The organism is Staphylococcus sp. HMSC070D05, from assembly GCF_001815595.1.
Classification (GTDB): Bacteria; Bacillota; Bacilli; order Staphylococcales; family Staphylococcaceae; genus Staphylococcus; species Staphylococcus hominis.
On sequence record NZ_KV821095.1, the window covers coordinates 28954 to 42430 of the forward strand.

Here is a 13477-nt window from a genome sequence, read left to right on the forward strand (position 1 = left end):
AAAAAGAGTGCTAAAGGTTACTCTCCTTCAGCACTTGTTTGTTCATTATTTTGTTGTTCTTCTTGCTCTCTAATTACTGCTCTTAACATTGCATTTTCTTGTGAAAGTTTAGCGTTTTGAGTAACTAACTCCTCGATAACATAACTTGGATTAGCTTGTAATTGATTGTTCATTTAATCGTTCCTCCAATTTATCTACTTTTTTAATTAATTCTTGAATAGCTTTAGTATTCCAAAACATCACTTCGTTACCATCAAACCCATCTCCATGTCGCCATTCGATAGGTATTTCTCGTTCAATAATAATTCCGTGATGATTACGTGCATAGTTTGTTTCTTTTTCTGAGTTTAATTTGTATGAATACAATTTCAAATCATTTCTAAATGCATCTAACACACTGTAATCCCATTCTTTAATATCATATTTGAATTTTTCAGATGACATAGCGTGCCAGTTAGCAAAGCGAATGTCTTTATATCCAACGTCTCCACCGTTATACCGTAAGTTATTTGTCACTCGTAATTCGCCAGTAGACACGCCGATATAAAAGTCTTTAGCAGTATTAACTCTTATAGAGTTCGCTTGTACATCTAAGCATTGTAAATCTTTATATTTCACATTGCCGTTGTTGTAACCTTTTTTATCGGTTATACGTAATGCGTCATCTACTAAAATATAAGCATTACTTCCTTTAGCAGTTAAATCTCCATATAATTTATCCGCAAAGAAATGACCTGTCCCAATATCACCATCTTTATTGGTAGCATAAATTGTACTGTTAATAGAACTTTTACTAAATCTTATTCCTGAACCATATTGTGACGTATCACTTGAAACATTACCGTATTTAAGAACACCGTCTGTGTATGCACCACTATCATTTTGTTTTACATACATAGCAAATTCATTGTTTCCAGTTCGGTTATCACGATAAGGTCTAAAGTAAATACCATAGTTACTTTCGATATTTACAGTTAAGTTTGCATTTAAAATAATACGACTGTAATCACTTTCTAAGGCTACTGCACCATAAGTTGAGTGAAGTCGTACACCACGAGAGGTATCATTATATTTTGTAGAATGAAATTCTAATGTACCTGCTGTTTCATCACCAGCACCTGCAAGCATTGTTGATAAACCTTTTTCGGTTAAATATAAGTTATAACCAGTTGTTCTATTTTGTACTTTTACAGTACCGCCTTGAACACCTAATCTTAAATTAGCGGTATCAGTTTCGTTTGCCCAAGTACGCGTGAAAGAACCATAAGAAAGGATAGAATTGTTTCTAATATCTAAATAATCAACACTATCCCCGCCTCGAATGCCAATGTTATTAACATTAATATCTAAACCTTCAGGACTTAAATTTAAACGGTTAATAACCTCGTTTTTACCGACTTTATCATCCACTCTACTTGCCATCACATTGAAGTCTTTATTGACTGTAATATCTACCTTATCGCCTCTAAGTTGAATACCATTTTTATCCATAGTGTAAGATTGAATATTACCATTCTCATCGTAACTTAAATTTATCCCCTTAGTTGTGGCTGATATTTCTGAAATCACTTGAGATAATGTTTTACGACTAGCGTTGAACTTTTGTTCATCAACTTTTAACGCTATTTTATCGCCATTTTGAGTGATTGATGTTTCTAGTTTAGTCATGGCTACGTCATTAGAACGTTTATACTCATCTGTGTAATTTTTAGCATTTGTTTCTGCTTGTTGTATGTCACTTTTTATATCTTCGTTAGCTGGTGTCCAATCAGTCGCTTTATTACCTTTTTCAAGTTTTATCCATTCAATAGTAGAGAAAGAAGTTGCACTATTAGGGTATTGATATATCCTTAGAGATGAGCTGTCTACTTTATTAGAGCCATCCCATCTTTCATCAACCCATTCAAAAGTCTTAATAAATACATCATTATTATTTTTATCTGAATTGTTTAGATCTCCAATTTTTACCATAGCATTAGTATTGTAAATTAAGAACGCTGTTCTATTATCACCTAAATCACCTTTAATAGATATTGTAACTATATCTCCTGGTTCTAATTTATCTATAATTGGAAATTCTTTGATTAAATAAGAGTTTTCTGTGAAAGGTCCTGACGTATCTGCGAGTAAATTACGACCACCAATACTTAAATTATTTACTTGGTTATCAGTATAACTTTTAGCCTCTGTCATACCACTCTCAAATTTAGTTAAAGTAACTTTATCAGTAATTTCATTTGAAAGTTGCTTTCTTTCACTATCAGCATTATCTAATCTTTGAACAATATTATTTTTATCGGTAGTGTAATCTTGTTTAGATACTTTACTTTCAATTTGTGTAGGTAAAATATCAAGTGTCGCTTTATTGCTTTGAACTGTCGTTTCTAAAGGTGTAAGTCGTCCGTCAACATCTCTTAATTTTTGCGCTACATCATCACTTTTAGCCATTAAACTAATCTGTTTATCTAATTCTGTTATGCTTGCCTCGTTAGTTGTTACGCGTGTTGTGATAGGCTCTAATTGATTAATAGTGTTTTGATTTGCTGCCTCTTGCGCCTCTTGCGCTTTTTGCTCTGCGTATGCTTTTGCTTCATCACGTTTTGCTATTGCGTCAGCTATTGCCCGTTTTTCTTCTTCGCTAACAATACCGTCAGCATATGCTTTTATTTCTGTCTGTTTTAATTCGTCTTGTGCTTTAGCATACGCTTTCGCTGCTTCTTCTGAGTTTTGTTGCGCTTGTTGTATATCTTTTTTAACATCTTCATTAGCCGGCGCCCAACCTGTAACTTTATCGCCTTCAACTAGGATAGCTTTTTCGATTGTTACATTTAAATCGACGTTAGATTGACCGGCTACATCTTTATAAATAAGAAATTCTGTACTTGCAGCTTGTGCTGTAAATGTATAAATGATTTTACTGTCTTTAATATCTACTGTATTTCTTGCTCCATTAGGGTTATATGGATAAACGCTAGTTTGCCCGCTTTGTCTTTCATCAGTAGTTATAAAGTTACAAGCAAAGGTGTAGTGTTTGCCAATTTCTAACGGTTTTGATAAATAAAAATGTATTAAAGAATAAGTGTCATTATTTGAAAAATCACTTCGACTTTCACTATTTAAAAGTAAGTTTTCACTTCCGATATTTAAACCGTCTATTTTACGTTCTACACTGCTAATACTCGCGCTTATTTCGTTTTTAGTAGTGTTTATCTTACTATCTATTTCCTTACCTAAAATACTGTTTAAATTGCTTATTTGACCGTCTGTATAATCTTGTAATGTAGTTTTAAGATTTTCTACTTCATTACGATTAGGTATATCAGCATATAACTGTTGATTTTCGCTATCCCAACGACCATTAGGTAACGTTTGTGCTATTTTATCCATAGCATCATTAAACTTCTCATCAGTATATTGTGATTGAAGTAATTTCAACCGTTTATCAATAGAAATTTTAGCCTCAGTAACGTATTTATATAACGTTTGTAATTTTTCTCGATACACTGTAAATAAAGTTTGAGTATCAATCAACTTACCTATCGTTGCTGTATCTTCATCCATGCTATCTAAATTAGTTTTAATGTTTTGATACACGCTATCTACGTCTGATAATGCTTGGTTTAAGTTTGCTTTTAAATCATCATCGACAAGATATTCATTATTTAACACATCGTACACATCATTTTGTAACTTACTATGTTGAATAGTTAAATTGATGAAACTATTATTTAAATCTCGATACATCACTTGCTCACGTCTTAAACCACCGATTTTTTCAACATCATCAGCAGTTTGAGTGATCCATTCCCCGTTCCAATATCTACGTAGTACTGCAACATCAGGATTAGACGTGTCGTACCATAATGTATCGTTTTGTGGGTTTTCTGGTGGCTCTGCACCTTTAAATATTTTACGTTCGTAATATTCTAACTCCCCAGCTACAACATCACTCACAATAGTATTCACATTAGATATATTGTCGTTTAGTTTTTTAGTAATTTCATCTAACTTTCTATTAAAAAACTCTCTTAGTTTTGTTTCTTCGTACTCAATGACATTGCCGAATGTAAATTCACTTTCATCTGACAACCAATTGTATTTAATACCTATAACTTCTGCTTCTATATATAAAGGTGGTCTAAAATCTCTGTCTTTTACCCTTACTATATCTCTAAGATGAACATTTATATCTTCGTAATATTTATGAATATCAATTGAAGATACTTCGTAACTTATCGCTGCTTGATTACGCTTATTAAGTTCTGTTTTAGCAAGTGTAGTCAGACGTTTGAGTGTCATATTCTCATCTTCGGTTTCAGGCTCATATACATCCCAAATATAACGATTAGGAAGTCCGAAAATCTCTTGTGCTTCATCATCTACTACAACAGTTTCAATTCTTGAACCATCTTCTTTTTCAGGACCAACTGCAAGTAAAGCAGTTTTCACTTCAGATAGATCAATCGTTCTAGTCATACCTGTTAAGTCTTTACCTTTAGTGATTTCCTTACCTTTAAATAAGTTTTTAGGTTTAGTAATTGATACATAACGATGTTCGACTGAATGAGCGCTTAACTCAATATAGAAATCAGGAATCATGTCGTAAGTAGTACAAAGCATATAAATTAAATCAAACGGATTAGTATGAGAAGTCCATGAAGTTGTACGATTGCCTCCATATTCAGTATCGTCAGACACTTCCCAACCTGTATCAGCAAGTGTTTTGAGTAGCGCTTGTGTTGTTGTATATGCTTCAAACTTACCAGGCTTAATAGGCTTTGCTGTTTTCAAATCTTCTAAGTAACTAGCGTTACATTCGATTTCAGTTGTACCATCAAAATTATCTGTGATGTGGATGATAACAAACTCTCTAAACGTACCATTATTATCTTGAGCGATAATTCGATTACGTTCTCTTAATTTCTCTGCTCGAGTATTTTCAATCGTAAAATCAAAAGTTTCTGTTTTTTCTTCTACATTCATACTCATTTCAGCATTAATCAATGCACCATCACTTTGACTAATGAAATCAATAATGTTGTCATTAAAATCAAGTACATGTATTCCTACATTCTTCACTTTTCCACCTCCAATCTATAAATATCTATCTTGCCAATATACTGTCGTGTCGTATGTGTTTTCGGGATAAATAATACATTCATTCATCCCTTTATTTATGTTGAAGAAGTCACTACCAAACGTTTTTAAATCGAGTGCAGGTTCTTCGTTAATTGTTACTGTCTTTTCTTCCATATTAATATTAATTAAATCACCTTTTTTAATGATTAAATCTCTTGCTTTAGGTGGTTTAGGTAATATTTCATGATTATAACTACCTAAAATTGTTGTAGGCATATGATAATTACTACCGTTTTTAGCAATATAGATACTTACTGCTGATATAGGTCGTTGATAGAAGTTTCCTGCATCCACAAATACTTTTTCAGTCACATCTACTGGAGTAATTCGTTTAGGATATTCTACTTCATCATATTTCCATGTTTTTATATAAAATTTATCTCCAATACGTTTTAAACGCATATAAATTACTATATGTTTCCATGTGTAAAACTTCGGTGCGTTTGTATAACTGTATATCTTCTTTTGGTTACCGTTTTGGTCGAATAGTGTCACATGTATTGTGCCAATATTTTGCGTTGCTCTAGGGTTGCTATAACCAATAGAAGCGATCACACGGTTATCTGTGTCATATATATATTGAGTTGCATGTGTTGCACCTTTTTTACCTTGATTAACATGTATTTTAACTGTCGAACTAAAATCTTGAGTGCTTTTACCGAATGAATGCTTATATTCTGCACCATTCCATCCACTTGTAGATGTAATTGAACTTTCATTAAGCATAAAAGCGTCTTTAGAAGAACTCATTGCCATAGCACCACCAACTGTTCCACCAGTAACGTTGTCGTTAATAGTACCGTTAGTGACTTTAGTCCATCCAAAGAAAGAACGCATCTCATCATTAAACAAAGTCGGTGTATAATCTTCGACTTTCTTATCTAAATCATCATCGCCTATCATAAAATAATCTTCATCATTTTTTGTGATAGAGAAATAACTCGCATTCTTTAATGCTGTTGCTTGCACAATGATAGGACTGTCTGCTGTTCCTGTACTTACGACAGAAACTTGGTCAGAAATAGCTGTGTTTTTAGTACCTTCTACTGCGTATTTGTATGGATCAGCTAAAACAACATTTATATTGAATTGCCAAAAATTTCTACTATACTTTTCTAATTCAATAGGCCCTTCAAAATAAGCATTCCAGTACCAGTTTTGTGATTTAAATTGGAGTGGTACTGAATGATCGTAGTCAAAGAACTTAACAAGTTCATTTAATACCTCATCATGTGTTTTTATACCACCTTCGGAAAGATAACTATTTTTTATAATTAATGGTAGCTCGAATTTATATTCTTTTAGTTGTCTATTCTTGATGATACTTCCATTTCTACCTAAAACTTCTTCAGTTTCAATTTCAAAATTAAAAGAGGGTATTTTAAACCCTCTTTCAACTACTAACCACGGAAGTGTTTTTTTATTAACTTTTATAGTATCAATCAATTATGTGACCTCCCCTGGTTTAAATCTTGATTTTCTTTGTTTTTGTCTATTGTATTTATCAATAGAATTAAAAACTTGTTGTTCGTGTGTATATTTATCAATCGTTGGATTAAAGTCTTTATCAGCAATAGCATTATTACTTGCTACTATTTGAGTCAATAGAGTAATTTGTTGTTGTTGCGCTTGTAACATTTGAAGTAGAACATCATCATCATTACTACCATGTGGTCTAGGTAATGAGTTTGGTCGTTTGTTACGTTGGTTTTTACCGTCTATATCTTGTGCAGCAAGTGCCAATAACTTCATCGCATCAGAATTACGACTTGGATCAGTAGGAATTATCCATTCAGGATAACCACCTTCTGCAATGTTGTACCAACCTGCATTTTTTATTAAGCCACCTGTGGCAAACTTTTTACGTCTACCAGTTGGCCCCCAACCAGTTAAGCCACTAGCCATACGACGTTTCCAATATGATAAGTTAGCGCGCCAATCTGTGTTATTGAAGAAAGCAAGTAATTGGTCGTAACCGTTTTTAATGTTTCTATGTCCTTTAATTGCGTAGCTGTTAAATGAGCCTGGTGTGTATTGTAGTAAACCTTGTGCTTCATTACCGCCACTGTTTACGTCTTTTATCCCTTGTGTAACTCCAGCATTACCGCTACTTTCTGTTTGGATAAGTCGAGCAACATCGTTCACATCAGCGTTAGATACTCGCACACCAATCGCTTTAGCAGCACGTCTGATATCGGGTTTCCATGCGCTTGCTGATTTAGAAACACTCTTACTACCATTATGTGACTTTAACCATTTAACTGGATCAATAGAATGTCCTGTCATTGAGCCGAAACCATGTTTATTCATTTCATAATGTAAGTGTGGTCCACTACTTGAACCTGTGTCACCAGAAATACCAATAGCGTCACCAGGTTTAACACGTTGTCCATTTTTAACAAGCCATTTACTCAAGTGGCCGAAATAAGCATCATAAGGTTTCGCTCTTACGATAACATGTTTCCCAAAGCCTGATGCTGTATGTCTTGTTTCAACTTTACCGCCCATCGGCGTTAGGACTTTTTCATAAATATATGGTAAGTCAATACCTGGATGCGCCCAGTTAAACGGATAGCCTGGTGGTGGACCGTTCGGACTGTATCTTGTAGTAATGTTATCAAGATACTTAATAAATCGACCATCGCCATCGCCACCAGAAACGTCATCTAACCAACCACCGAATAATGACTTAACGCCTTCTTTTAGTTGTTTCCACATTGCGTCCCAAAGCATTTTAGGAATTTCTCCGTTAACCATACTAAAGTCAACGCCGAACTCTTTTAGGACTTTATTAACAAGTTTTCCAGGACTACCAATATATTGTAATAAGTCTCCTGCTTTCTCTTTAGCCCATGTCCCTGCAGCACCTAGAGCGCCTTTAGTTGTGTTAATCATTTTCTTAGCACCGTCACTAAGTGACTTAACTGTGTGTTTAGCACCTGAGCCAATATCTTTAGTTTTGTCAGTAACGTATTTCCACGCTTCTTTTGCAGCGCCTCCAGCACCACCTGCACCAAAGCCACCTTGTCTCATCATTTCTCCAGCATCGAATGTAGGATGCTTATGTTTTTTATGTTTCTTAGCTTCTCTTAGCATACGTTTTCTAACATCTTCACCGCTATCTGTACCACGAGAAAATTTAGGGATAAAACCTTGATTTCGGAGTTTTTGAGTGTTTCTACCACTTATAACTTTATCGCCTTTATCCAATGGAAAAATTACATCTTTACCAATAGGTGCAATGATTGATCCGTTTTTACGTTGCACCAACTCTTGATGTCCGTTTGATCCTGTTCCATTTCCTCTACCTTTGTCATTCAAAGTAGCTAGTGTAGGACGGTTGATTGCACCATTAGAAACAAAACTTTGTGAGCTTACACCCTCTGTACCAGTAGAGAGTTTAGGTATTTTACTATCTATACCTAATTTGCCACCTACCCAGTTTACTGCTTTGATTAATGCGTTCAGACTTTTCTTGACTGCGCTAACCATTCCAGTAATATGACCTTTGATTTTTCCAATAATTTTTTTAAGTCCTTTAGACATATTATTAAATACGTTCTTTACACCGTTCCATAAACCTTTAGCCATATTAACGGTTGTGTTCTTGATACTTCTCCAAGTGTTCGACATAAAACTTTTAACTTTGTTAAAAATATTACGCGTTCCATTTGATAAACTATTCCAAGTACCTTTAACGCCACTCCATAAAGATTTCGCTAATCGCACTGTTGTATTCTTGATGTTACGCCAAATATTACTCATAAAGTTTTTAAGTTTATTAAAGATATTACGCGTTACTTTAGACAAACTATTAAATGCATTTTTAACGCCATTACTTAAACTTTTAGCTAATTTTATTGTTGTGTTTTTGATAGCTGTCCAAGTTCTTGTGATAAACGCTTTTAAATTAGCTAGTATTTTTCGAACACCATTGTACATGCCTTTAATAGCGTTAATGACACCGTTTTTAATAGCAGTCCATATTCTGATAGATATTGCTTTAATACTTTGCCATAGACGAGTGATGAAGTTTTTAAGTGTGTTAAGGGTATTTCTAGCTGTGCTAACCAATGTTCGAATAATGGCTAGCACTCCATTTTTTAAGGCAATCCATAATTTAATAGCAGTATTTTTAATACTTATCCACAATGCAGATAGGAAACCTTTTAGAACTGTGAAATTATGTTTAGATAATGTAACAAAATTTCGGATGATCGCAAGTACACTATTTTTAATGCTAGTCCAAATTGCAATAGAAATATTTTTAATTCCATTAAGGATAGCAACTATAATATTTTTTAATCCAGTAAATAAAAACTTAATAGTGGCAACTAACACTTTAATTATTCCAAGCGTTACATTTTTTACAATCGTCCATATCGTTCTAAACGAATTAATGATCAATTGTCCGATAGTTTTAACAATAACCACCATATTACCGAGTGTAGAACGTAATATGCCCGAAATAATTAACAAGTATCCACTAAATACTTGTTTTACACCTTCCCATAAAAGTTTAAAGTCTCCTGTGAACAAACCTTTGAATATTTTAATAACGCCACGAATGACATTAAGCCCACCTTGGACTATTTCACGTAAGCTAGTGAACACATTGATGACAATTTGTTTAATACCACCGAATGTAATACTAAAGAAAGCTTTGATACTCGATAATATCGGCTTAATTACACCATTAAATAGCGAATTCAAAATTGAGCCTATTGCAATCTTGATAGTAGTAAATACCATGATAATAAAATCGCCATTTTGTTTCCAAAACGTTTTAAAGAAAGCTCCGATAATAGTAGATGTTGTTTTTATAAAGTTAACAAAATCATTGTAAGCGCCACGTACCATTAAAAGAGTAGCATAAAATTGTTTTGCTGCTTCATCAGGTAATATCTTTTTAAGAATGTTTAAACCTTTCCCAGAATTATTATTCATAACAGCGCCGATTGCACTAAAGAATTGTTTAATTACATTCCCTAAACCAATGAATGCGTTTTTTATTGGCGTGACTACTGTGTTGACGATATTTCTAAATGTTTCCGACTTTTTATAAGCAACCACAAAGGCTGTTCCTATACCTGCAATAGCTGCAATTGCTAACCCTACCGGACCAAGCATGAATTTAAATGCGCCACCTACTAAAGTTAAACCTTTAGCAGCAAACGGTGCTTTAGTTCCTAGGAAATTCATTAAACCGCCAGCTTTTGTGATATCTGTCATCACAGGACCTATTGTAGTCATAATACTTCCTAGTGCTGCGGTAAACGCACCTGTGGTTAAGATTAAAGGTCCTAAAGCTGCAGCGAATATGCCTAATCCTACCACTCCTGTTTTCACCCAACCAGGCATATTTGTAAACTTATCAGCTAACATTGCAAGAAAATCAGCGGCTTTGCGTATATGTGGTGCTAGAACATCACCTATACTAATCGCCATTGATTCGATAGCTGATTTCATTTTTCGAATCGAACCGCCAATGCCACCTTCCATCTCGTCACTCATACGTTTAGAAGCACCTGTTGAGTTATCAATAGACTTAGTCAATTTTTTGTAGTCCTCATCTGAAGCATTGATGACAGCTAATGCACCACTCATTGCTTCTTTACCAAATATAGTAGCTGCAGCACTTGCTTGTTGGTCTTTTGATAAACCTTTAAATTTATTACGTAACTGACCCATAACATCACGCATAGGAAGCATTTTACCGTTACTATCAGTAATAGATATACCTAATCTATCCATTTCTTCTTTCATAGCTTTTGTTGGTTTAGCAAGGTTAGTGAACATCGTTCTTAATGCTGTACCAGCTTTTTCACCTTTAATCCCAGCATTGGACATTAATCCAATAGCTATTGATGTATCTTCCACAGTATATCCCAACGCGCCTGCAACTGGAGCAGCATATTTAAACGCTTCGCCTAAACCACGTACATCTGTATTAGCTTTAGAACTTGTCTGTGCTAATACATCTGCAAATCGTCCACTATCTTTCGCTTTCATACCAAATGCTGTTAACGAGTCAGTAACGATGTCACTTACTGCACCTAAATCTTCACCTGATGCAGCTGCTAACTGCATGACACCATCGATACCGCCTAGCATATCTTTGGTATCCCAGCCGGCCAAGGCCATGTAGTTAAGAGCTTCTGCTGATTCGGATGCACTAAATTTAGTTTTAGCCCCCATTTCAAGGGCTTTGTCTCTTAATTGTTGAAACTCGCCACCAGTAGCGCCCGATGTCGCTTTAACTTTACGCATTGAGTCATCAAAATCAATACTCTTTTTAGCTGCAAGACCGAACCCAGCTACAATAGGAGCTGTAACATACATAGACATGGAACGACCGACATTTTTCATCGATTCTCCGACACTGGTAAGTTTAGGTCCGATATCAGTAAACTTTTGACCTAATCGACCAAAACTACTATTAGAGACTCTAGCTGCTTCTTGCGCTTCTTTTTGGAATCTTTTGAAACCATCTACAGTTTGGTCTAGCTCGTGTTCGAGTCTATTTAATGTATCAGCTTGTTTATTATATTCAGTTCTTAATCTAACCGCTTTTGCGCTATTTGCACCTTGCTCTTTCGCAGTTTGCATATATTGATTACGCAGTTCTTTAACATTATTCCTCTGTTGCTTTGTCGCAGCATCTAACTCACGAATTCTATTTTTATAACTTGTCATAGACTTTTCTGAGTATTTAAAGTTGTTACTCGATAATTTCAAGTCAGAATTCAATTGTCTAAAACTGCGCCTAATGCCAGCTAATGTCGAACCAATACCCATATCCTGCATAGATAGGTCAATCTGCAAACCTTTAATTCTTTCTGCCATACTTCCACCTCCTTACTTATAAATTGGTGAATGCGTCTAACATGCTGTCTTTTTTATCGACTGATTTGGTTGGCTTTCTGCCATCTTCAATAACATCCATAAAAAAAGAAAAGGGCATGTCCAAGATATCGTTGATATCTTTTCCGCCCTCTTTCATCATGTCATATGCTACTTTTTTTAAATTTTGCTTATGTTCCGACCATGTAACCACTTTATTATTTAAATCATCTTCGCTAATTGCTTTTTTCTTTGTTCATCCATTTGACCTTGAGCAATAAATTGTACTTGTGATCGAATTTCTTCAATTGCATCAGGTGCATGTAAACGATCTAACAAATCATCACTTGTAAATTGTTTGTTATATACATCTACTACAAAATCAGTCATACGTTTGAACATTTCTTTTTCTGTTAATTCGTTTCCGTCTTCAGAAGTACCTTCCATAATGTCAGTTGCTTCATAAATTTTACGGAATGGAATAAAGTTAGGTGTGAAATATGTCTCAACCTCGAAATTTCCATTTTTATCTTCCTTAACGTTCCCTTCTTTATCTAATGATACTAATTTAATGAAATTAATTTTTTTAGCCATTTGTAAAACTCCTTTTAATATAATGATTTTTATTTGCAAATAAAAAGAGGGCTATATGCCCCCAAAATTAGTTTTCAATCTTTTTAATCAATGGTTTACGTTGACGATTGTCGCTTGAAGAAAGCTCAAGAATACGTTCTTCGTCAATTTTTTTGTTGGCAGGACGCGGAAATGTCTTACCTTTTTCGTATAATTTCTCGTTATCTTGTAAATCTTTAAAAGTTTTTAATACTTCATATTTAGCCATTAAGTAAATCCTCCTTATAATTATGCTCCGATATCAGATGAAACAGGTTCCTCAGAAACAGTCGCATTAGGGTGTGGTTTACCGAATACTTTTTGCCAAATCGCATCACGCATGATAGTTACACCTTTTTCATCACGACCTAAAAGCATTGTTTGTTCTTTATCAAAGCCTTCAACTTCTGCAGGCATGAACTCAGCTGTAGATTGGTCTTGAGAGAATTCGACACCATCTTCTTTAGTTTGTCCACTAACTTCAGGGAATGTGAACATACCTTTAAGCAATCCAACATATTCAGATGCTCCAGTTTCTGTTGTTTTTTCAAATATAACTGCGACATATGGCGGTGTATTATTACCTACACCGATCACGCCATCATCAGATTTATCTAAACCAAATAAAACTTCTCTATCCTCAATTGGTAAGTGGTGGAATGTAGATTCTAATTCGACAGTTCCATTTGAAACTGCTAATTCAGCAACACTATTATCCCCATATGCTTTTTCAATAGATTGTTCTTTTGATACCTGAACTTCTTGTAAGTATTTAATACGTTCAGGGTCAGTTACACCTGAAACCTCTTCTGTATTCAAAGGCATATAGTAAAATCCTGTAATACCTGTAAATGAATTATATTTTTTTGCCATTCGTAATTCC

General features: G+C 34.5%; 8 protein-coding genes. All 8 read right to left on the reverse strand.

Annotation, left to right across the window (positions count from 1 at the left end):
* Positions 1 to 17: 17 nt before the first annotated feature.
* Complete coding sequence (locus HMPREF3046_RS11285; protein ID WP_037540968.1) at positions 18 to 173, reverse strand: hypothetical protein; 156 nt, start codon at positions 171 to 173, stop codon at positions 18 to 20.
* Entirely contained in the window at positions 151 to 5079 is a 4929-nt protein-coding gene (locus tag HMPREF3046_RS11455) for a phage tail spike protein (RefSeq protein ID WP_070715972.1), read from the reverse strand. The genes HMPREF3046_RS11285 and HMPREF3046_RS11455 overlap by 23 nt, the downstream gene beginning before the upstream one ends.
* Positions 5080 to 5094: 15 nt before the next feature.
* Positions 5095 to 6585: a phage distal tail protein gene (locus tag HMPREF3046_RS01860; RefSeq protein ID WP_070715975.1), complete on the reverse strand. Its 1491-nt coding sequence runs from the start codon at positions 6583 to 6585 to the stop codon at positions 5095 to 5097.
* Positions 6586 to 11985 carry a phage tail tape measure protein gene (locus HMPREF3046_RS11620; RefSeq protein WP_070715977.1) on the reverse strand — a complete coding sequence of 1800 codons (5400 nt, stop codon included), beginning with the start codon at positions 11983 to 11985 and terminating at the stop codon, positions 6586 to 6588.
* Positions 11986 to 12001: 16 nt separating this feature from the next.
* Positions 12002 to 12145 carry a phage tail assembly chaperone GT gene (gene gpGT, locus HMPREF3046_RS01870; RefSeq protein ID WP_302008972.1) on the reverse strand — a complete coding sequence of 48 codons (144 nt, stop codon included), beginning with the start codon at positions 12143 to 12145 and terminating at the stop codon, positions 12002 to 12004.
* Positions 12146 to 12204: 59 nt separating this feature from the next.
* Positions 12205 to 12576: a phage tail assembly chaperone G gene (gene gpG / locus HMPREF3046_RS01875; protein ID WP_070715981.1), complete on the reverse strand. Its 372-nt coding sequence runs from the start codon at positions 12574 to 12576 to the stop codon at positions 12205 to 12207.
* Positions 12577 to 12643: 67 nt separating this feature from the next.
* Positions 12644 to 12823, reverse strand: coding sequence for a hypothetical protein (locus HMPREF3046_RS01880; protein WP_070715983.1), 180 nt, complete (start codon positions 12821 to 12823; stop codon positions 12644 to 12646).
* Between the two features lie 20 nt (positions 12824 to 12843).
* On the reverse strand, positions 12844 to 13467 hold the full coding sequence (locus tag HMPREF3046_RS01885) for a major tail protein (protein WP_070715987.1): 624 nt from the start codon (positions 13465 to 13467) through the stop codon (positions 12844 to 12846).
* Positions 13468 to 13477: the final 10 nt, after the last annotated feature.